Source organism: Pseudonocardia sp. ICBG601 (assembly GCF_020496245.1).
Genome location: NZ_JAHLJA010000002.1, coordinates 193,554 through 213,912 on the forward strand (window position 1 = coordinate 193,554; position 20,359 = coordinate 213,912).

Genomic DNA, 20,359 nt, shown 5'->3' on the forward strand with positions numbered 1-20,359 from the left:
CAAGTCCGGACCGGGGAGCGGAACCCGAATCGCAACAGGGGGGTTAGCCGCACTGCCCGGTGGGTAGCGCCGCCGGGACAGTGGAGCCATGACGCTCGAGGCCGCACCACCCCGCAGCACGCCCGCGAAGCGGACGCCCGCGCCGATCGTCGACGGGCAGCGCCCGCCCGGCGCGATGTTCCTGGTCGGACTGTTCGTCGTCCTCCCGACGCTCGCGCTGTTCGCCGCCGTCCCGCTCGCGTGGGGCTGGGGCCTCGGGTGGGTCGACGTCGCGCTGTTCGTCGTGTTCTACCTGGTCAGCGGCCTGGGTGTGACGGTCGGTTTCCACCGCTACTTCACCCACGGCTCGTTCAAGGCGAACCGGGCGCTGCGGATCGCGTTGGCGGTCGCCGGCAGCATCTCGCTGCAGGGCAGCGTGCTCGACTGGGTCGGCGACCACCGCCGGCACCACGCGTTCTCCGACAAGGAGGGCGACCCGCACTCGCCGTGGCTCTACGGCACCGGTGCGAAGGCGCTGGTCAAGGGTTTCTGGCACTCGCACATGGGCTGGATCTTCAACCGCGACCTCACGAACATGAAGCGGTTCGCCCCGGACCTGCTCGAGGACCGCGACATGATGCGCGTGGAGAAGGCGTTCCCGCTGATCGTCGTGTTCAGCCTGGCGGGCCCGGCGCTCGTCGGCGGCCTGGTCACCATGTCCTGGTGGGGCGCGTTCACCGCGTTCTTCTGGGCCGGCCTGGTCCGCGTCGCGGTGCTGCACCACGTCACCTGGTCGATCAACTCGATCTGCCACATCTGGGGCGAGCGCCCCTTCGCCTCCCGTGACAAGTCCGCCAACGTCTGGTGGCTGGCGGTCCTGTCCTTCGGCGAGTCCTGGCACAACCTGCACCACGCCGACCCGACCTGCGCCCGGCACGGTGTGAAGAAGGGCCAGATCGACATCTCGGCCGTCGTCATCCGGGGCTTCGAGAAGCTCGGCTGGGCGACCGCGGTCCGCTGGCCCACCACGCGCCGCCTCGAGAAGCTCTCGAAGAAGCCGGCCGCCGCCGCGGCCTGACCCTCCGCGTCATACGTCCGACGCCCCCGGTGCCCCGTGCACCGGGGGCGTCGTCGTGTCCGGCGGCCTAGCGGCGACGCCGGGCCGGTCGCCGCTTCCCCGCCGTCGACGGGGGGCGCGGTGCCGGCGCCGCCGGGGGCTCGCTGCGACGGGTCCGGGTGCTGTGCGCCGAGCGGCCGCGCACGATCCCGATGAACTCCTCCATCAGGTCGCTGTTCTCCGCGTCCGGCCAGGTCAGTGCGACGCCGGAGCCCGGTGCGTCGACCAGTGGCCGGTAGGTGAGGTCCCGGCGGTGGTGCAGCCGGGCCAGCGACTGCGGGACGACCAGCACCCCGACCCCCGCGGCGACGATCTCGACCGCCTCGGCCGTCGTCGGCGGTGCGTACTCCGCGGCCCGGCCGGGCGGCCCGTCGGGCCAGTCGAGCGTGTCGTCGCCGGTGCGCAGGACGATCTCGTCGGCCAGGTCGGCGACGGTCACCTCGTCGGCCGCGGTCACCACGTGCTCCTTCGGGACGACCACCACGGTCGTCTCGGTGTAGAGCGGGATCGCGTGCAGCCCGGTCCGGTCGATCGGCAGCCGGGCGACGGCGGCGTCCACAGTGCCCGCGCGGACCAGGTCCGCGGCCTCGGCGGCGGTCACCGTGTGCAGCTCCAGGGGGACCCCGGGGCGGCGCTCGGCCCACATCCGGGTCCACTTGCCGGGCGTGACTCCCGGGACGTAGCCGAGGTGGAAGGACGTGGCGGTCACCGGTCGAGGCTAGCCGCATAGCCTGGTGACATGACGCGCCAGAGGTCCGCCCAGACGATGAAGCCCGCGACCGCGGCGAAGAAGCTCGGCGTGCTCCTCGACGCCACCCCGGCCGACTTCCGCGAGGGGGTCGTCTCGCGCGACGAGCTCGACGCCCTGCAGGCCGACCCGCCGGAGTGGCTGCGCGAGCTGCGCACCACCGGGCCGCACCCGCGGCCGGTCGTCGCGGACCGGCTCGGGGTGTCGATCTCGGGACTGGCCCGCGCCGGGATCACCGAGCCGCTGACCACCGAGCAGATCGCCGCGATCAAGTCCGAGGAGCCCGAGTGGCTCGCGCGCGAGCGCGCCACCCGCGCCGAGAGCCAGCGCGAGGCCGCGCGGTTGAAGGCGCAGCAGCAGAAGAAGTAGGACGAGGACCGGAACCGTCCTCGTCCGCCGCCAGGCTCGTGGAATGACGAGCTACCTCCTGGTCCCCGGTTTCTGGATCGACGCGACGGCGTGGGACGCGGTCGCGGACGACCTGCGCGCCCGCGGGCACGACGTGGCCGCGCTCGACCTCGGCCACGAGCCCGGTGCGACCGCGGAGACCCGCGTCGACGAGGTGCTCACCGCCCTCGGCGGCGCGGGCGACCCGGTCGTCCTGGTCGCCCACAGCGGCGCGGGCCCGGTCTGCGCCGCGGTGGCCGAGCGCGCCCGGGGCCGGCTCGCGCACCTGGTGTTCGTCGACACCGGCCCGCTGCCCGACGGCGTCGCGCAGATCGACTTCACCCCGCCCGACGCGCAGGCCGCGACCCGGGCGACCCTCGCCGAGCACGGCGCGCTGCCGATGCCGGCCCGCGCCGAGCTCGACGCCGCCGGCAGCAGCACCGCGGGAATCCCCGACGCCGTCTTCGACGACGTCCGTGCCCGCTCGGTGGCCGAGCCGCCCGGGGTGGTGCTCACCGGCGCGCGTCGCGGGACGCCCGACCCCTCGCTGCCCAAGACCGTCGTGGCCTGCAGCTTCGCTCCCGACGACGTCCGGGAGCTGATCGACGCGGGCGCACCCGGGTTCGCGGAGATGGGCGGTCCGGAGTGGACGATCATCGCGCTCCCGACGGGGCACTGGCCGATGCTGTCCGAGCCATCGGGGCTCGCGGGGGTGCTCGACGGGCTGGGGTGACCCGCCGCCTCCGCGTGTGCCGCCGGCGCTTTGCCCGGGGGTGCCAGGCCGCGGGCCGATCGCCGAGATGCAGCTCAGCGGGATTTGTGGATCTTCCCGGCCCGCTGAGCTACATCTCGGCGTTCGAACTTGAGTCAAAGCCTCTTGCTCAAGATGTCTTGATAAAGATACCTTGACTCTCGTGCCGAAGGAGCCCTACACCCTCACCGACCCCGCGCGGCTGCGTGCGCTGTCCCATCCGCTGCGGGTGGAGCTGCTGGAGGTGATCGGGCTCGAACGGACCGCGACGGCCACCCGGTGCGCCGAGCTCACCGGCGAGAGCGTCGCCAGCTGCGCTTACCACCTGGGGATCCTCGCCAAGTACGGCTTCGTCGAGCCGGCCGAGGGCGGCCGCGGCCGGGAGAAGCCGTGGAAGCTCGTCCGCTACGGGCAGTCCTGGGGCGTCGAGGACGGCATGGAGCCCGAGACCGCGATGGCCGCCGAGACGCTGTCGGAGGTCTACGTCGACCGGGTCGCCGAGAAGATGAAGCGGTGGTTCCGGCGCGCCGGGGCCGAGGCGCCCGAGTGGCGCGAGGGCGCCGGGTTCTCGGCGGGCTCCACCTGGATGACCGCCGAGGAGCTCGGCGCGCTGCACGAGGAGCTGATCGCCGTCTCGCGGCGGTTCGAGCAGCGGCAGCACGACCCGTCCACCCGTCCGCCGGGGGCGCGTCCGGTCGAGTTCTTCTTCGGGACGTGGCTCCCGCGCCCGCCCGGCGAGATCACCCCGCCAGAGCCGCCGGGAGGTGGGTCGTGATCGAGGACCACGGGGCCCGTCTCGCGCGGGCGCGGATGGCGGACCTGCACCGCGAGGCCGAGGCGCACCGCCTCGCCCGGCGCTGCCCCCGTCCGCGGATGCGCGACGGCCTGCACGCCGCCTACGCCCGGCTGTGGTGGGCCGTCCGCCCGCGTGCCGGGACCTGGGCGCCACGGCTGCTGCACCACTGACGCCCCCTCCACGGGTCGCCCGCTGGCCGGCACCGACCCGCCGAGATGCAGCTCAGCGGGAGTCGTGGATCTCCCCGGCCCGCTGAGCTGCATCTCGGCGTCCGGAATGCGTCGAGATGCGGCTCAGGGGCGTGCGGGGTGCGCGCATCTCGACGGAGGTGTGCGGCGAGGCCCGGACACGACGACGCCCGGGCCGGTGACCCGGCCCGGGCGTCGTGACGTGCTGCTACGCGACGATCAGACGTCGTAGCGGTCGGCCATCATGACCTTGTCCCACGCGGCGACGAAGTCGCGGACGAACTTCTCCTTGGCGTCGTCGGAGGCGTAGACCTCGGCGACGGCGCGCAGCTCGGAGTTCGACCCGAAGACCAGGTCGGCCCGGGTGCCGGTCCACTTCACGTTCCCGGAGGCGTCGACGGCCTCGAAGGAGTCGTCGTCACCGGCGACCGAACGCCACTGGACATCGGAGCCCAGCAGGTTGGTGAAGAAGTCGTTGGTCAGCGTGCCGACCTTGTCGGTGAACACGCCGGCCGTCGACCCGCCGGTGTTGGCGCCCAGCACGCGCAGGCCGCCGACCAGCACGGTCATCTCCGGGGCGGAGACGCCGAGCAGGTTCGCGCGGTCCACGAGCAGGAACTCGCCGGGCAGGGTGTGGCCCTTGCCGCGGTAGTTGCGGAAGCCGTCGGCGGTGGGCTCCAGGTAGGAGAACGACTCGACGTCGGTCTTCTCCTGGGTGGCGTCGGTCCGGCCCGGGACGAACGGCACGGTGATGTCGTGCCCGGCGTCCTTGGCGGCCTTCTCCACCGCGGCGGCACCGGCCAGCACGACCAGGTCGGCGAAGGAGATCTTCCTGCCACCGGAGAGCGAGCCGTTGACGTCGGACTGGATCGACTCCAGCGTCGAGATCACGGTGCGCAGCGTGTCGGGGTCGTTGACCTCCCACTGCAGCTGCGGCTCGAGGCGGATGCGGCCGCCGTTGGCGCCACCGCGCTTGTCGGACTGGCGGAACGACGAGGCCGCGGCCCAGGCGGTCTTGACCAGGTCGCTGACCGACAGGCCGGACTCCAGCACCTTCGCCTTGATCGACGCGACGTCGTCGGCGGAGACGAGCTCGTGGTCCACGGCCGGGACCGGGTCCTGCCAGAGCAGCTCCTCGGTCGGCACCCAGGCGCCGATGTAGCGCTCCTTCGGGCCCATGTCGCGGTGGGTCAGCTTGTACCAGGCGCGACGGTAGGTGTCCTCGAACTCGGACGGGTTGTCCAGCCAGCGGCGGGTGATCTCGCCGTAGACCGGGTCGACCCGCATCGAGACGTCGGTGACCAGCATCCGCGGCTTGCGGTTCGGCTGCCCGGCCTCGGGGTCGGGGATGATGTCCTCGGCGTCCTTGGCGACGAACTGGTTCGCCCCGGCCGGGGACTTCTCCGGCACCCACTCGTAGGCGTAGAGGTGCTTGAGGTAGTCGTGGCTCCACCGGTTCGGGGTGCGGGTCCAGATGACCTCGAGCCCGGAGGTGATGGCGTCACGGCCCTTGCCGGACTTGAAGCTCTGCTTCCAGCCCAGGCCCTGCTCGGTGATGTCGGCGGCCTCCGGCTCGGGGCCGACGTTGCCGTTCTCGTCCGGGTTGGCGGCGCCGTGGGTCTTGCCGAGGGTGTGCCCGCCGACGATCAGCGCGGCGGTCTCCTCGTCGTTCATCGCCATCCGGCCGAAGGTCTCGCGGATGTCGCGGGCCGCGGCGATCGGGTCACCGCTGGCGTCGGGGCCCTCCGGGTTGACGTAGATCAGACCCATGTGCGACGCGCCGAGCGGCTTCTCCAGCTCGCGGTGGGCGAAGTCCTTGCTGCCGCCGTAGCGCGCCTCGTTGCCCAGCCAGACGTTCTCCGAGCCCCAGTAGACGTCCTCGTCGGGCTCCCACACGTCGGCGCGGCCGCCGGCGAAGCCGAACATCGGGAAGCCGGAGATCTCGTGGGCGCGGTTGCCCGCGAAGACCATCAGGTCGGCCCAGGAGACCTTGCGGCCCCACTTCTGCTTGACCGGCCACAGCAGCCGGCGGGCCTTGTCGAGGTTGCCGTTGTCGGGCCAGCTGTTCAGCGGGGCGAAGCGCTGCATCCCGGCGCCGGCGCCGCCGCGGCCGTCGTAGGTCCGGTAGGTGCCGGCCGAGTGCCAGGCCATCCGGATGAAGAACCCGGCGTAGCTGCCGTGGTCGGCGGGCCACCAGTCCTGCGAGGTGGTGATGACGGCGTCGACGTCGCGGGCGAGCTCGTCCAGGTCGACGGTCGCGAACTCCTTCGCGTAGTCGAAGCCCTCGTCCATCGGGTCCGCGGCGGGAGCGTGCTTGCGGAGGATCTTCAGGTTGAGCTGGTTCGGCCACCAGCTCTGGTTGCCGCCACCCTCGGTGGGGTGCGCGATGCGGCCGGCGGCGACGGGGCAACCGCCGTCCTGCTCGCGGTTCATCTCGCTCTCGACGGTGGGGTGCTCGTCAGACACGGGACATCCTCTCGGGATCAGTGGATGAGCAGTCGGGGCACCGGCCCCAGTAGACGACCTCGGCCTCGTCGATCACGAAGCCGTTGTCGTCGGAGGCGGTGAGACAGGGTGCGGAGCCGACGGCGCAGTCGACGTCGGCGATGGCGCCACAGGACCGGCACACCACGTGGTGGTGGTTGTCGCCGACCCGCGCCTCGTACCGCGCGACGGAACCGGTGGGCTGGATCCTGCGGACCAGCCCGGAGGAGTGCAGCGCACGCAGGACGTCGTAGACGGCCTGGTGCGACACCTCCCCGAGGTCCTCCCGCACGACACGGATGATCGACTCCGTGTCCGCGTGCTGGTGGGAGTGCACCGCCTGCAGCACGGCCAGGCGAGGACGCGTCACGCGCAGCGACGCCGCGCGCAGCATGCCCTCGTAGTCCGATGCGTTCGACACGGCGGCGAGACTGCCCGCTTTTCTTGAGTCGGTCAAGTTTCGGCGTGTCTCAGTATGAGACCGGCGCCACGTCAGACGGTGCTGCGCTCCCGGCCCGCCCAGAACGGTGCCCGGAGATCCTTCTTGAGGATCTTGCCGGTCGGGTTGCGGGGGAGCTCCGGCAGGACGTCGACGGTCTTCGGACACTTGAACGACGCCAGGTGGGCGCGCGCGTGAACGAGCAGCTCCTCGGGGTCGACGGTCGCCCCCGGCGCGGCCACCACGCAGGCCTTCGGGACCTCGCCCCACCGGTCGTCGGGCACTCCGATGACGGCGACGTCGCCGACGGTCGGGTGCTCGGCGAGCACCCGCTCGATCTCGGCCGGGTACACGTTCTCGCCGCCCGAGACGATCATGTCCTTGATCCGGTCGGTGACGTAGACGTAGCCGTCGGCGTCGATGTGGCCGCCGTCGCCGGACCGCAGCCATCCGTCCGGGGTGATCGCCGCCGCCGTCGCCTCCGGCTTGTCCCAGTAGCCGCTCATCAGCTGGTCGGTCCGCACCCAGATCTCCCCGGGCTCGTCCGTGCCGAGCCGCTCGCCCGTCGCCGGGTCGCGCACCTCGATCGTGCAGCCGGTGATCGGCCTGCCCGCCGACACCAGCCGGTGCTCGACGGCCGGGTCCCCGTGGTCCTCCGGGCCCAGCGAGCTGACCACGCCGCAGGCCTCGGTCATCCCGTAGACCTGGTGCAGCTTCGGGCCGAACAGCGCCAGCGACGCCCGCATCACCGGCAGCGGCATCGGCGAGGCGCCGTAGGAGATGGCCCGCAGTGACGTGTAGTCGCGGTCGGCGGCGCCCGGCACCTGGGTCATCGCGCCCATCAGCGCGGGCACCCAGAACGTGTGCGTGATGCCCTCCGCAGCGACCATGTCCAGCAGCGCCGCCGGGTCGGGCATCCGGGCCATCACGATCCGCGCGCCCTGGGCGAGCGCGAGGAAGGCGTAGCTGGTCCCGCCGACGTGGAACAGCGGCATCGCGACCTGCACGACGTCGGTCGGCGTCAGCTCGAAGTCCGCGGCGACGTGCGCGGCGTGCGCCAGCATCGCGCCGTGGGTGAGCATCGCGCCCTTCGGGAACCCGGTGGTGCCCGAGGTGTAGAGCTGCACGAAGCAGTCGCCGGGGCCGGCGTCGTAGGGGTCGGTGTCCGGCTCGTGCGCGGCGAGGAACGCCTCGTACTCGTCGGCCTCCCCGCCCACGTGGAGCACCCGTTCCACCGCGCCGAGCTTCTCCCGCAGCTGCCCGACCGCCCCGGCGAACTCCGGGCCGACCAGCAGCAGCCGCGCCCGGGCGTCGCCGATCACGTAGACGATCTCCGGCGGGGCGAGCCGGAAGTTCACGACCGCGTTCGCCGCGCCGATCCACGCGCACGCCAGCGACAGCTCCAGACACGACGGGTGGTTGAGGTCCAGCACCGCGACCCGGTCACCCGGGCCGATGCCCTCCGCGCGCAGGGCCGCCGCGAGCCTGCGCACCCGGACGTCCAGCTCGGACCAGGTGCGGCGGACGTCGCCGAAGCGCAGGGCCTCGTCGTCCGGGCGCTCGGTGGCGTGGGTGCGCAGCAGGGAGGACACGGTGCTGGTCGGGTCGATCACGGGGCGGCTCCTCGGGGCTCGTCGCTGAGCGTGTGACGCACGCCATTCAAGTCCGTTTCGTCGGTCTCGCGCCAGTGCCGACCGGATCGGTGCGGGGCCCGCCTCCGGTCGTGTCCCCGCGCTGGGCGAGGATTGCCGGGCAGGCGATGCCCCGGCGCGAACCCGGGGTGCGACGCGAGACGGACGGAGGCCGGAGTGCAGGAGACCGCGTCCACGGACCCGGCGACGGCGGCCGGGAGCGGGCGGATCGTCGTCGAGGGGCTCGGCAAGAGGTTCGGCCCGGTCGAGGCCGTGCACGACCTGTCGTTCACCGTCGAGCCCGGCTCGGTGACGGGGTTCCTCGGACCCAACGGGTCGGGCAAGACGACGACGCTGCGGATGATCCTCGGGCTGGTCGTGCCCAGTACCGGGCGCGCGCTCGTCGACGGGGTCCCGTTCTCCGCGCTGGCCTCGCCCGGCCGCGTCGTCGGTGCGGTGCTGGAGGTGCAGGGCGTGCACCCGCGGCGCACCGCCCGCGCGCACCTGCGCGCCACGGCCGCCGCGATCGGCGTCCCCGACTCCCGGGTCGACGAGGTGCTCACCCTGGTGGGCCTGGCCGCCGCCGCGGACCGCTCGGCGGGCGGGTTCTCGCTCGGCATGAACCAGCGCCTGGCGCTGGCCGTGGCGCTGCTCGGCGACCCGCGCATCCTCGTGCTCGACGAGCCGGGCAACGGCCTGGACCCCGACGGCATCGCCTGGCTGCGCTCGTTCCTGCAGGCCTTCGCCGCGTCCGGGCGCAGCGTGCTCGTCTCCTCCCACCAGCTGGCCGAGATGGAGCTGACCGCCCAGCGGCTGGTCGTCATCGACCGCGGTGCCTGCCGCTTCGACGGCACCGTCGCCGAGCTGCGCGCCGGCCACGGCTCGCGGGTGCTCGTGCGCGCCGCGGACCCGGCCCGGCTGGCCGAGGCGCTCGCCACGGACGGGATCACCGAGATCGACCGCGTCGACGACGGCGTACTGGCCGTCGGCGGGGCCGACGCGGTCCGCGTCGGGGACCTGGCGCTCGCCGCGGGCGTCGCGGTGTACGGGATGAGCGAGGAGCGGGCCGGGCTGGAACAGATGTTCCTGCGCCTGCTCGCCGGGGAGGAGCAGCGCTGATGGCGACCGTGAGCCTCGACCGCTTCCGCGCGGTCCTGACCGCCGAGGTCCGCAAGACCCTGTCCACCCGGGTGTGGTGGCTGCTGTTCCTGCCGGTGCTGCTGCTCGCGCTGGCCCAGAGCCTGCTCGGCAGCATCCTGCAGCTGCTCGTGCCGCAGGCCACCGACACCTCGTCGATCCTGATGCTCGCCGGGCTGGCGTCGGCGCTGACCATGACCGCGATCGTCGGCGCCGCCTTCGGGACGCTGCTGGGCACCGGCGACTTCCGGCACCGCACGGTCACGCTGGCCTATCTGACCGGGTCCCGTGGCCAGGTGCTCGCGGCCAAGGCGCTGATCGCCGCCGTCGTCGCCGGGCTGTACGCGCTGTTCCTCGTCGTGGTCGGTCCGCTGCTCGGCGGTGCGGCGCTCGGCGGCCAGCAGCTGCCCGACCTCGGGCAGCTCGCCGGGCTGGGCGCGATCGGCATCCTGGTGTGCGCGCTGTGGGGGGTGCTCGGCGTCGCCGTCGGGACCCTGGTGACCAACCAGGCCGGGGCGATCGCGCTCACCGTCGGCTACCTGCTGATCGGGGAGAACCTGATCGCCGGGGCGCTGCGCGCGGGCGACGGGTCCTCGCTCGGCGACCCGTCGGTGTTCGCCCGGCTGACCCCGTTCCTGCCCGGCAACGCCGGTGACCTCGCGATCTGGGAGCCGGTCGTGAGCTCGGCCGGGCTGGGGGCGCAGTCGCAGTTCGTCCTGGAGTTCCTGGCCGGGGTCAGCGCCCCGCCGCCCGGCTGGGTCGGGCTGCTGGTCCTGGCGGTCTGGACGGCCTCGGGGATCGCACTGGCCGCCGTCGTCGGGGCGCGGCGGGACATCACCTGAGGCGAGCCGGCGGGTCCGGGGCGGCGGCCGGCAGCCCGGCCCACCTCGCACGGGTTCGCTCCACCTCGCAGCCTCTGCACGGTCTGCGACGTCGCCGGAACCCGTGCGAGGTGGGCGGTGCGGGGGAGCGGCCGTCGTCGACGGCGGGTGCCCGGCGGCCCGCGCCGGGCGGCGTCGCCGGGCCGGTTGTCGGGGGGCGGGCATAGCCTGGCGACGTGCCCTCTCCCCACCCCTCCGCGCGCCCCGGCTGGATCCGCAGACTGGCCACGGCCTGCATGCGGCACCGCCGCGTCACGGTCGGTGCGCTCGTCGCGTCGATGCTCGGCGTCGGGCTGGAGGCGATCGGTCCGCTGCTGATCCGCGAGGGCGTGAACGGCGCGATCGGCGGGGACACCGGCGTGCTCGCGCCGGTCGTCGGCGGGCTCCTGGTGCTGGGCGTGCTGAAGTTCGTCGGCGCGTTCGTGCGCCGCTACCTCGGCGGCAAGATGGCGCTGAACGTGCAGCACGACCTGCGGCGCGCGGTGTTCGGCGCGGTGCAGCGCATGGACGGCGTCCGCCAGGACCGGCTGCGCACCGGCCAGGTCGCCTCGCGGGCCATCTCCGACCTGCAGCTGGTGCAGGGCTTCCTGTCGATGGTGCCGCTGTCGGCGGGCACCGTCGTGCTGGTGGTCGTCGCGATCGTCGCGATGCTGTACCTGTCGCCGCTGCTCACCGTGGTCGCGCTGGTCATGCTGCCGCTGGCGTTCCTGGCCACCAACAGCATCCGGCGCAGGCTGTTCCCGGCCACCTGGTCCGCGCAGCAGCGGGCCGCGGAGATCGCGCAGCAGGTCGAGGAGACCGTCACCGGCGTGCGCGTGGTCAAGGGCTTCGGGCAGGAGGCCCGCGAGACCGCCACGCTGGAGGGCCGGGCCCGCCGCCTCTACGGCGAGCGGCTGCGGGCCGCCGGGCTGACCGCGCGGCTCAACCCGATGCTGCTGGCGCTGCCCGGGCTGGGACAGGTCGCGGTGATCGGCGTCGGCGGCTGGATGGCCGCCCGCGGCACCATCGACCTCGGCACGTTCCTGGCGTTCACCACCTACGTCGGGATGCTCGTCGGGCCCGCCCGGCTGATCGGCGCGCTCGTGGTCACCGCGCAGCTGACCCGGGCCGGGGCGGAGCGCGTCTTCGAGATCGTCGACGCCGCACCGGGGATCGTCGACCCGGAGCGTCCGGCCGCGCTGCCCGAGGGCCCGCTGACCGTCGAGCTGGACGACGTCCGGTTCGGCTACGAGCCCGCGGGCTCCGGCCCGGACGGCGACGCCGCCCCCGACCCGGTCCTGGACGGGCTCTCCCTGCGCGTCGAACCCGGCGAGACCCTCGCCCTGGTCGGCCCGCCCGGCTCGGGCAAGTCGACGGTGGCGCTGCTGCTGCCCCGTTTCTACGACCCGCAGGCCGGGCGTCTCGCGATCGGCGGGGTGGACCTGCGCGACCTGCGGCTGCACGACCTGCGCGCCGAGCTGGGGGTGGTGTTCGAGGAGGCGTTCCTGTTCTCCGACAGCATCCGCAACAACATCGCCTACGGCCGGCCCGACGCCGGTGAGGACGAGATCCGCGCCGCCGCCGAGGCCGCGCAGGTGGCGTCGTTCGTCGAGGACCTGCCCGACGGCTACGACACCGAGGTCGGCGAGCGCGGCCTGACCCTGTCCGGTGGCCAGCGGCAGCGGATCGCGCTGGCCCGGGCGATGCTGACCCGGCCGCGGGTGCTGGTGCTCGACGACGCGACCTCCGCGGTCGACACCGCCACCGAGGCCGCGATCCACGAGACCCTGCACGAGCTGACCGCCGAGCGGACCACGCTGCTGGTCGCGCACCGGCGTTCCACCCTGGCGCTGGCCGACCGGATCGCGGTGCTGGACAAGGGCCGGGTCGTCGACACCGGCACCGAGGACGAGCTGCGCGGCCGGTGCGCGCTGTTCCGGGAGCTGCTCGCCACCGGCCCCGCCGACGAGCTCGGCGGCGGTACCCGCGGGCCCGCCGCCCACGAGGCGGCACCCGCCAACGGCACCGGCACCGGCACCGGCACCGGCACCGGCACCGGCACCGGCGACGGTGTCCTCGCCGATGCACCGGCGGGCCCGGCCGTCACCCCGGAGCTGTGGCCGCGGGTCAGCATCGAGGAGGACCCGGACCGGGCCTTGACCCGCGACGGCGGAGGCGGCGCGGCCGGCTGGGCGGGTGGGATCAGCGCGACCCCCGAGCTGCTCGAGTCCGTCGCGAAGCTGCCCCCGGCGGACGAGACCCCCCGGCTGCGCGGCGACGACGACCCGACCGCCCCCGATCCCGCGTTCCGGCTGTCCTCGCTGCTGCGCCCCGTGCGCCGGCTGCTGGTGCTCGGCGTCGCGCTGATGACCGCGGACGCGCTGGCGACCCTGGCCCTGCCCAGCATCGCCCGGATCGCCGTCGACGACGGCATCACCGACGGCGCCACCCGGGTCCTGCTGCTGGCGGCGCTGGCCGGGCTGCTGATCGTCGTGCTGGACGCGGTGGTCGTCGGGTTCCAGACGCTGGTCACCGCCCGGGCCGGGGAGAGCCTGCTCTACCTGCTGCGGCTGCGCAGCTACGCGCACCTGCAGCGGCTCGGCCTCGACTTCTACGAGCGCGAGCTGTCCGGCCGGATCATGACCCGGATGACGACCGACGTGGACGCGCTGTCCACGTTCCTGCAGACCGGGCTGGCGCAGGCCGTCGTCAGCCTCCTGACGATCGGCGGGGTCGCGACCGCGCTGGTGCTCACCGACCCGCACCTCGCGCTGTACGCGCTGGGCTGGCTGCTGCCGCTGCTCGCGGTCGGCACCGTGGTGTTCCGCCGGTTCTCCTCCCGCGCCTACGCCGAGGCCCGCGAGCGGGTCAGCGTGGTCAACGCCGACCTGCAGGAGAACGTGTCCGGGGTGCGCATCGCGCAGGCCTACGTCCGCGAGGAGCTGAGCTACGACCGCTTCGGCGAGCGCTCCGACGCCTACCGCCGGTCGCGGCTGCGCGCGCAGCGCTACATCGCCACCTACTTCCCGTTCGTGGCGTTCCTGTCCGACATCGCCACGGCGGTCGTGCTGTTCGTCGGCGGGACCCGCATCGTCGGCGGGGACATCACCCCGGGCGTGCTCACCGCGTTCCTGCTGTACCTGACCCTGTTCTTCGGCCCGGTGCAGCAGCTGTCGCAGGTGTTCGACGGCTACCAGCAGGCCCGGGTCGGCCTGAACCGGATCTCGGAGCTGCTGCGCACGCCCACCTCGGTCCCGGACGAGCCCGAGCGCCCGGCGCCCGTGCCGGCGCGGCTGCGCGGCGAGGTCGAGCTGGACCACGTGACGTTCCGCTACCCGGGAGTGGACGCCCCCGCCCTCGACGACGTGTCGCTGCGCGTCGGGGCGGGCGAGACCGTCGCGCTCGTGGGCGCGACCGGTGCCGGCAAGTCGACGCTGATCAAGCTGATCGCCCGGTTCTACGACACCGGCGACGGCCAGGTCCGCGTGGACGGCGTCGATGTGCGCCGCTTCCCGCTGGCCGGGTACCGCTCGCGGCTCGGGGTGGTCCCGCAGGAGGCGCACCTGTTCACCGGCGACGTCGCCTCCAACATCGCCTACGGCCGCCCGGACGCCCCGCCGGAGCGGATCGAGGCCGCGGCCCGCGCGGTCGGGGCGCTGGGTCTGGTGCGGTCGCTGCCGCAGGGGTTCCGCACCCCGGTGGGCGAGCGGGGGCAGGGCCTGTCTGCGGGGCAGCGGCAGCTCGTCGCGCTGGCGCGGGCCGAGCTGGTCGACCCGGACGTGCTGATCTTCGACGAGGCGACCGCGGCGCTGGACCCGGCCACCGAGGCCACCGTGCTGGCGGCGGGGGAGCGGGTGGCGTCGCGGCGGACCGCGTTCGTCGTCGCCCACCGGCTGCAGACCGCGCGGCGGGCGGACCGGATCGTGGTGCTGTCCGGCGGCCGGATCGCCGAGGAGGGCACGCACGACGAGCTGGTCCGTGCGGGCGGTCGCTACGCGGCCCTGTGGCGCGCGGGGGAGCTGGAGCCCGAGCCGGACAGCCCGCTGGCCGCACAGACCTGAGCCCGGCGGGTCAGTCCCGCAGGTGCTCGGCCCGCGCGGCGACGGCGGCCCGGCGCGGGTCGTCCCGGTCGAGCAGGTCCAGCAGCAGCTCGTGCGCCTCCAGGTCGTCGGTCCCCAGCGGGTGCACGACGAAGCGGTGCAGGAGTGCGACGTCGTCCGAGGCGAGCACGGCGTGCCGCAGCCCGACCACGAGCTCGTCGCGCAGCTCGCGCACGGCAGGCGCGTCGGAGCGGGGCAGCAGCTCGCCGTGGCAGGAGTCGAGCGCGTCGGACACCCGGCCGTCGCGCAACGCGGCGCGGACCCGCAGGAAGTCGGCCTGCGGCCCGGCCGCCAGCCGGTAGGGGCGGGTGAGCAGCAGCTCCGCGCCCAGTGACGACCGCAGCCGGTGGATCTCGCCGCGGACGGTGGTCGGGTTGCCGTCCTCGCCGTAGAGCATCAGGGTCAGCTGCTCGCCGGAGAGCCCGTCGGGGTGCAGCGCCAGCGCGGTGAGGATCTCCGCCGGGCGCAGGGTGGCGGCGAACTCCTCGCCGTCGAGGGTGACGCGCGGACCGCCCCCGCCGGTGAAGCGCAGCTCCAGCGGGCGGGGCGCACCGGTCGGCGCCGTCGGGACGACGCGCCCGCGCCGCCGCGACGGCGGCACCAGCAGGTAGCCCTCGGCCAGCCTCTCGACGGCCATCTCCCGGCCGTCGCCGAGCTGCACCCGGTCGACGCCGTCGTCGAGCCGGATCCGCTCGGGGAACAGGCCGTAGGGCTCGCTGGCGATGACCCGGCCGCTCGCGGACAGCAGGGCGCCCTCGGAGCCGCGCAGCGCCGCGAGGTGCGGCATGTTCTTGACCCGCAGCCGCTCGTCGGCGATCGCCAGCCGTACCCGCAGCTGGTTCTCCGCGAGGTGTGCGGTCGCCGTCACCAGCTGCACCAGCGCGGGGTGCACGGTGTGCAGCGGCCCGGAGATGTCGATCGCGCCGATGGTGTCGCCGGTGTCGGGGTCGTGCACGGGGGCCGCGACGCAGGTCCAGTCGTGGTAGGCCCGGACGAGGTGCTCGGCGGAGTGGATCCGGACCGGCTCGTCGACGGCCAGCGCCGTCCCCATCGCGTTGGTGCCGATCGTCTCCTCGGCCCAGCGGGTGCCCTCGACGAGCCCGACGTCGTCGGCGGAGTGCAGCAGGCCGTGCGCGCCGTCGCGCCACAGGACGGTGCCGTCGGCGTCGGTCACGAGCATCACGTGCATCGCCTCGTCGGCGATGCTCACGAGGGTGGAACGGAGCAGCGGCATCACCGCGTGCAGCGGGTGGCCGGTCCGGACCTCCTTCAGCTCGTCGGCGAGGTAGATGAGCGGGGGGAGCCTGCCCTCCGGGTCGACGTGCGCGGCCAGGCTGCGCTGCCACGAGTCCGAGACGACCGGGCGGGGGGTGCCCGCCGAACCGCCGGCGCCGAGCCCGTCGTCGTAGATGCGCCGCAGGCGATGCGCGTCGGCGACCATCTCCTCGGGGGACGTCCCGCCCTCGGCTCCGCTCACGTCGCCTCCCGTCACGGCTGGGGGCACGTCGTGCCCTGCTCCCACGTGATGTCCCGCGCCGGCGCGGGACCGTCCCGGAATCGGTGGTCGGTCCCGGGGTCGCGAGCATACCCGCTGCTCGGGGGGCTCGACCCCCTCGCGACCGGGCCGGGATGCGACGTCGCTCGATCGCGCGCAACGTGGGGGCAACGTGGCGCTCCTTACGGTTTGCCGCATCGGGACGCCGGTTGGTGTTCCTGCGATGACGCAACAGATCCACCGGAGGACAGCGATGACGCTCGAAGCCGTTCGTGAGGCCACCGATCTGCGTGCCGGCCGCGGGGCCGACGGCGCGGATGTGATCCGCCGCGCGGCCCGGGTACTCGTCGTCGACTCCGAGCCGGTCGTCCGGCACGGGCTGCGCGCCCTGCTGACCGCCGAGCCCGACCTGGCCCCGGCCGGCGAGGCCGCCTCCCCGCGCGACGCCCTGATGGCCGCCGAGCGCGCCCGCCCCGACGCGATCATCGTCGACATCGAGTTCGCCCGCGACGAGCGGCCCGGCCTCGACCTGGTGCGCGCGCTGCTGGAGCGCTGCCGCGGGGTGAAGATCCTCGTGCTGACCGGCTGCCGTGACCGCGACTCGATGATGCGCACCGTCCGCCTGGGTGTCCACGGCTACCTGCGCAAGGGCGCCGACACCGCCGAGATCGTGCGGGCGCTGCGCACGGTCCTGCGCGGCGAGGGCGTCTTCGACCCGGGCACCGCGAGCGCCGGCCCGCTGCAGGTGCTGCGCGACACCGACCCGGCGCCGTCGCCCACGCCGGACCTCTGCAAGACCTCGCTGCTGACCGACCGCGAGAACCAGGTCCTGCGGCTGCTCGCCGTCGGCCTGTCCAACCGCGAGATCGGGACCCGGCTGCGGATCTCCGAGGCCACCGTGAAGTTCCACGTGCGGAACCTGCGCGACAAGCTCGAGGTCCGTCGTCGCACCGAGATCGTCTACACCGCCGCCCGCCAGGGCATCGTCTGATCCCGCCGGGCCGGGGCGAGGCACTCGCCCGCCCCGGTCCGTGCCCTCGTCCAGCGCACGCGCGACCGGCGCGGTCACCCATCGGGTGGCCGCGCCGGTCGCGTTGCGTGGTCGACGCCACCCCTTTCGGGGATGCGTTCACCCGGCGGCCACCTTCTCCTCACCCCACGGGAGAACGGGGGTGTTGGGATGCGGAGGAAACGGACGGTTCCGAACGGACCGGACCGGACCGCGTCATCCCACCACGACCCCAGGAGGACGACCGTGGCCCACAGCTGCCCCGGCGACGCCCCCCAGGCCGGCCCCCGCCGTGCCCTCCCGCTCCTCGACCGCGTGCGGCACGGACGTCAGGGCCTCACCTGCCGCTACAGGTGCGGCGACGCCTGCTCCCGGCCCGAGCCCAACCCGTCGTCGAACGCCTACTTCGGTGACGTCATGCAGGCCGTGCTCGACCGGCGCGGGATGCTCCGCGCCGGTGCGGTGATCGGCCTGGGCGCCGGGGCCGGTGTGGCCCTGGCCGGCACCGCCTCGGCGGCCGAGCCCGCCCCGGCCGCGCCGGCCCACCCGCTCGGTGCCGACGTGGCCGCGCCGGCGCACGCCCGGCCCCCGCGCGGGCTGCAGTACGAGACGGTCGCGCCGAACCTGGACGACGCGATCCGCGTGCCGGTCGACTACGCGAGCAACGTCGTGATCCGCTGGGGCGACCCGATGTTCCCGGACGCGCCGGAGTTCGACTTCGAGAACCAGACCGCCGCCGCGCAGGCCCGCCAGTTCGGCTACAACAACGACTTCTGCGGGATCCTGCCGATCGACGGCCCCGGCCGCCGCTACGTCATGTTCTCCAACCACGAGTACACGCTCGAGCCGCTGATGTTCCGCGGGTACGACGAGGACGCCCCCACCCCCGAGCAGATCCGGATCGGCATGGCCGCGCACGGCGGCGGCGTCGTCGAGGTGACCCGCGACCTGCGCACCGGCGAGCTGCGCTACGACCGCAACGGGAAGCTCAACCGGCGCATCACCGCCGACACCGAGATGGTGCTCGACGGCCCGGCCGCCGGTGCCGAGGTGCTGCGCACGAAGGCCGACCCGACCGGGCGCAGCGTGAAGGGCATGATCGGCAACTGCGCCGGCGGCACCACCCCGTGGGGCACCTTCCTGTCCGGCGAGGAGAACTTCGACGGCTACTTCGCCTCCGGCCCGGTCACCGACGAGCGCGCGAAGCGCTACGGCTTCGAAGAGGGCGCCTCGGAGCGCCGGTGGGAGCGCGTCGACCCGCGCTGGGACCTCGCGCAGGAGCCGAACGAGGCCAACCGATTCGGCTACATCGTCGAGATCGACCCGCACGACCCGCGCTCGAAGCCGGTCAAGCACACCGCGCTCGGCCGCTTCAAGCACGAGGGCGCCACCGTCGCGCTCACCCGGGACGGGCGCCCCGTCGTCTACATGGGCGACGACGAGCGCTTCGACTACGTCTACAAGTTCGTGTCGGACAAGCGGATGCGCCGTGGTCACAGCCGGGCCGCCCGCGAGCACAACGCCACCCTGCTGTCGTCGGGCACGCTCTACGTCGCGACGTTCATCGGGGACAGCCCGGCCGCGGAGATCACCGGCACCGGGACGCTGCCGCGCGACGGCCGCTTCGACGGCTCCGGGCAGTGGAAGCCGCTGGCGTCGACCACGAAGTCCTACGTGGACGGCATGAGCGTCGCCGACGTCTTCGTGTTCACCCGGCTCGCCGCGGACAAGGTCGGCGCGACGAAGATGGACCGCCCGGAGGACGTGGAGCCCAACCCGCGCACCGGGAAGGTCTACATCGCCTGCACCAACAACTCCGACCGCGGCAAGGCGGGCGCCAAGGCCGGTCCGGACGAGGCGAACCCGCGCAACGCCAACCAGCACGGCCACGTCATCGAGCTCACCGAGACGCGCGACGACCCGGCGGCGACGACGTTCGCCTGGAACATCCTGCTGGTCTGCGGGAAGCCCGACGACCCGTCGACGTACTTCGGCGGGTTCGACAAGTCCCAGGTCAGCCCGATCACCTCGCCGGACAACGTGGCGTTCGACCCCTACGGCAACCTGTGGATCTCGACCGACTCCAGCCAGGCGCTGGAGATCAACGACGGCCTCTACGGCGTCGTGCTGGAGGGGCCGCAGCGCGGCTCGACCCGGCTGTTCGCCAGCGTCCCGGTCGGCTCGGAGTGCTGCGGCCCGGTCGTCACCGAGAACTTCGTGCTGGTCTCGGTGCAGCACCCGGGCGACGTCGACGACGCCTCACCGGAGAAGCCCGCGTCGCACTGGCCCGACGGCGGCGCCGCGCAGCCGCGTCCGGCCGTCGCCGCGATCCGGCACCTGAAGGACGGACGCCCGGCGAAGATCGGCGTCTGAGACCACCGCAGCCCGGTCCGTGCTCCGCCGCGGACCGGGCGGCGGGTCAGGCGCAGCGGCCGAGGTCCGGCTCGCCGGACCCGGCGCGCTTGTCGAACGAGATGTGCACGTGGTCGTAGTGGTTCGCGGTGTCGCCGCCGCGGTCCTCCATCGTCGACCATCCGGAGCCGTCGTTCATGCGCTGCTCCCATATCACGTACTTCACGCCGAGCTCGTCGGCGTTGGCCAGGGCGCAGTCGGCGATGCGGTCGCCCTTCTGCCCGCGCACCATGATGTCCAGGGCGTGTCCGGTCGGGTGGTCGGAGGCGTTCGCCCGGTTCGCGACGCCGATCAGGTCGGTCTCGCCGTAGGCGCAGCCGAGGAACTCCGCGGCGTCGGACACCCAGTCCTTCACCCGGCCCAGGTCGTCGAGGTCGAGCCCGCACGACGGGTCGTTCAGCCCGCGGGCGGCGAGTGCGGCGGCGGCCCTGGCCTGCTCGGCGGCCTCCTGCGCCAGGCCCTGGGCCTTGCGGGCCGCGGCGAGGCTCGCGTCCGCGGCCGGGTCGAGCAGACCCGCGTCGCGGACGATCTCGGCGCCGAACACGGGCGCGGAGCGGGGAGTGTCCGCGGCGGCCGCGGCCTCGGCGAACGGGCTACCGAGGTCGCCCTCGGACACGTCCTGTGCGGCCAGGCGCAGGTCGGCCTCGGCCGGCCCGAAGCCGAGCCCGGTCACGGGCGTGACGACGGCGAGCGTGCCGCTCGCGACGGCGGCCGCGGTGGCGACGTGACGCAGACCGGGCCTCAGCCCGGCCTGCGCCCGATGTCGGTGTCGGGGCACGACGGTCTCTCCTCCGGCACGCGGACCGGCCGGGCTGCGGGGGAGCGT

Annotated in this window: 16 protein-coding genes; 10 read left to right on the plus strand and 6 right to left on the minus strand. The window is 73.9% G+C overall.

Annotated elements, in window-relative coordinates; genetic code table 11:
- The first annotated feature begins 88 nt into the window (after positions 1 to 88).
- A complete protein-coding gene (locus KPL57_RS01015; RefSeq protein ID WP_226350023.1) occupies positions 89 to 1,057 on the plus strand; it encodes an acyl-CoA desaturase in 969 nt (322 codons plus the stop codon).
- A gap of 67 nt (positions 1,058 to 1,124) precedes the next feature.
- Here the strand turns inward: KPL57_RS01015 and KPL57_RS01020 are convergent, their stop codons facing one another.
- The gene (locus KPL57_RS01020; protein WP_226350619.1) at positions 1,125 to 1,742 is read right to left on the minus strand and encodes a LysR substrate-binding domain-containing protein; all 618 of its coding nucleotides are present in this window, start codon (positions 1,740 to 1,742) and stop codon (positions 1,125 to 1,127) included.
- 93 nt (positions 1,743 to 1,835) lie between these two features.
- Between KPL57_RS01020 and KPL57_RS01025 the strand changes: the two genes are divergently transcribed.
- The 4 genes from KPL57_RS01025 to KPL57_RS01040 all read left to right on the plus strand — a co-directional run bounded on the left by KPL57_RS01025 (position 1,836) and on the right by KPL57_RS01040 (position 3,948).
- Positions 1,836 to 2,213: a DUF5997 family protein gene (locus KPL57_RS01025; RefSeq protein ID WP_062397456.1), complete on the plus strand. Its 378-nt coding sequence runs from the start codon at positions 1,836 to 1,838 to the stop codon at positions 2,211 to 2,213.
- A 43-nt stretch (positions 2,214 to 2,256) separates the two neighbouring features.
- Positions 2,257 to 2,964 carry an alpha/beta hydrolase gene (locus KPL57_RS01030; protein ID WP_226350024.1) on the plus strand — a complete coding sequence of 236 codons (708 nt, stop codon included), beginning with the start codon at positions 2,257 to 2,259 and terminating at the stop codon, positions 2,962 to 2,964.
- A gap of 181 nt (positions 2,965 to 3,145) precedes the next feature.
- The gene (locus tag KPL57_RS01035; RefSeq protein WP_226350025.1) at positions 3,146 to 3,757 is read left to right on the plus strand and encodes a helix-turn-helix domain-containing protein; all 612 of its coding nucleotides are present in this window, start codon (positions 3,146 to 3,148) and stop codon (positions 3,755 to 3,757) included.
- Complete coding sequence (locus KPL57_RS01040; RefSeq protein WP_062397453.1) at positions 3,754 to 3,948, plus strand: hypothetical protein; 195 nt, start codon at positions 3,754 to 3,756, stop codon at positions 3,946 to 3,948. The genes KPL57_RS01035 and KPL57_RS01040 overlap by 4 nt, the downstream gene beginning before the upstream one ends.
- A 237-nt stretch (positions 3,949 to 4,185) precedes the next feature.
- Here KPL57_RS01040 and katG read toward each other — a convergent pair whose 3' ends face one another.
- From katG to KPL57_RS01055, 3 genes are all read right to left on the minus strand, one after another.
- Positions 4,186 to 6,432: a catalase/peroxidase HPI gene (katG, locus tag KPL57_RS01045; RefSeq protein WP_374203647.1), complete on the minus strand. Its 2,247-nt coding sequence runs from the start codon at positions 6,430 to 6,432 to the stop codon at positions 4,186 to 4,188.
- On the minus strand, positions 6,425 to 6,844 hold the full coding sequence (locus tag KPL57_RS01050) for a Fur family transcriptional regulator (protein WP_073578604.1): 420 nt from the start codon (positions 6,842 to 6,844) through the stop codon (positions 6,425 to 6,427). The genes katG and KPL57_RS01050 overlap by 8 nt, the downstream gene beginning before the upstream one ends.
- A gap of 98 nt (positions 6,845 to 6,942) precedes the next feature.
- The gene (locus KPL57_RS01055; RefSeq protein WP_226350026.1) at positions 6,943 to 8,502 is read right to left on the minus strand and encodes a long-chain-fatty-acid--CoA ligase; all 1,560 of its coding nucleotides are present in this window, start codon (positions 8,500 to 8,502) and stop codon (positions 6,943 to 6,945) included.
- Positions 8,503 to 8,697: 195 nt separating this feature from the next.
- Here KPL57_RS01055 and KPL57_RS01060 point away from each other — a divergent pair, with 195 nt between their 5' ends.
- From KPL57_RS01060 to KPL57_RS01070, 3 genes are all read left to right on the plus strand, one after another.
- Positions 8,698 to 9,639 carry an ATP-binding cassette domain-containing protein gene (locus tag KPL57_RS01060; protein ID WP_226350027.1) on the plus strand — a complete coding sequence of 314 codons (942 nt, stop codon included), beginning with the start codon at positions 8,698 to 8,700 and terminating at the stop codon, positions 9,637 to 9,639.
- Positions 9,639 to 10,499, plus strand: coding sequence for a hypothetical protein (locus KPL57_RS01065; RefSeq protein WP_226350028.1), 861 nt, complete (start codon positions 9,639 to 9,641; stop codon positions 10,497 to 10,499). The genes KPL57_RS01060 and KPL57_RS01065 overlap by 1 nt, the downstream gene beginning before the upstream one ends.
- Before the next feature lie 275 nt (positions 10,500 to 10,774).
- Positions 10,775 to 14,578, plus strand: a complete 3,804-nt coding sequence (locus tag KPL57_RS01070) for an ABC transporter ATP-binding protein (protein ID WP_226350621.1) — start codon at positions 10,775 to 10,777, stop codon at positions 14,576 to 14,578.
- Positions 14,579 to 14,588: 10 nt separating this feature from the next.
- Here KPL57_RS01070 and KPL57_RS01075 read toward each other — a convergent pair whose 3' ends face one another.
- Positions 14,589 to 16,094: a GAF domain-containing protein gene (locus KPL57_RS01075; protein ID WP_226350029.1), complete on the minus strand. Its 1,506-nt coding sequence runs from the start codon at positions 16,092 to 16,094 to the stop codon at positions 14,589 to 14,591.
- A 271-nt stretch (positions 16,095 to 16,365) separates the two neighbouring features.
- Between KPL57_RS01075 and KPL57_RS01080 the strand changes: the two genes are divergently transcribed.
- A complete protein-coding gene (locus tag KPL57_RS01080) occupies positions 16,366 to 17,103 on the plus strand; it encodes a response regulator transcription factor (protein WP_062397435.1) in 738 nt (245 codons plus the stop codon).
- 264 nt (positions 17,104 to 17,367) lie between these two features.
- Complete coding sequence (locus KPL57_RS01085) at positions 17,368 to 19,494, plus strand: PhoX family phosphatase (RefSeq protein WP_226350030.1); 2,127 nt, start codon at positions 17,368 to 17,370, stop codon at positions 19,492 to 19,494.
- A 46-nt stretch (positions 19,495 to 19,540) separates the two neighbouring features.
- On the opposite strand, the gene KPL57_RS01090 is transcribed toward KPL57_RS01085, so the two are convergent.
- On the minus strand, positions 19,541 to 20,311 hold the full coding sequence (locus tag KPL57_RS01090; RefSeq protein WP_226350031.1) for a hypothetical protein: 771 nt from the start codon (positions 20,309 to 20,311) through the stop codon (positions 19,541 to 19,543).
- Positions 20,312 to 20,359 lie beyond the last annotated feature (48 nt).

Excerpts from the sequence above, each read along its gene's own strand:
- KPL57_RS01030 (WP_226350024.1), top strand. The coding sequence starts at position 2,257 with ATGACGAGCTACCTCCTGGTCCCCGGTTTCTGGATCGACGCGACGGCG.
- KPL57_RS01020 (WP_226350619.1), bottom strand. The coding sequence starts at position 1,742 with ATGTGGGCCGAGCGCCGCCCCGGGGTCCCCCTGGAGCTGCACACGGTG.
- KPL57_RS01050 (WP_073578604.1), bottom strand. The coding sequence starts at position 6,844 with ATGCTGCGCGCGGCGTCGCTGCGCGTGACGCGTCCTCGCCTGGCCGTG.
- KPL57_RS01065 (WP_226350028.1), top strand. The coding sequence starts at position 9,639 with ATGGCGACCGTGAGCCTCGACCGCTTCCGCGCGGTCCTGACCGCCGAG.
- KPL57_RS01025 (WP_062397456.1), top strand. The coding sequence starts at position 1,836 with ATGACGCGCCAGAGGTCCGCCCAGACGATGAAGCCCGCGACCGCGGCG.
- KPL57_RS01015 (WP_226350023.1), top strand. The coding sequence starts at position 89 with ATGACGCTCGAGGCCGCACCACCCCGCAGCACGCCCGCGAAGCGGACG.
- KPL57_RS01080 (WP_062397435.1), top strand. The coding sequence starts at position 16,366 with ATGACGCTCGAAGCCGTTCGTGAGGCCACCGATCTGCGTGCCGGCCGC.
- KPL57_RS01070 (WP_226350621.1), top strand. The coding sequence starts at position 10,775 with ATGCGGCACCGCCGCGTCACGGTCGGTGCGCTCGTCGCGTCGATGCTC.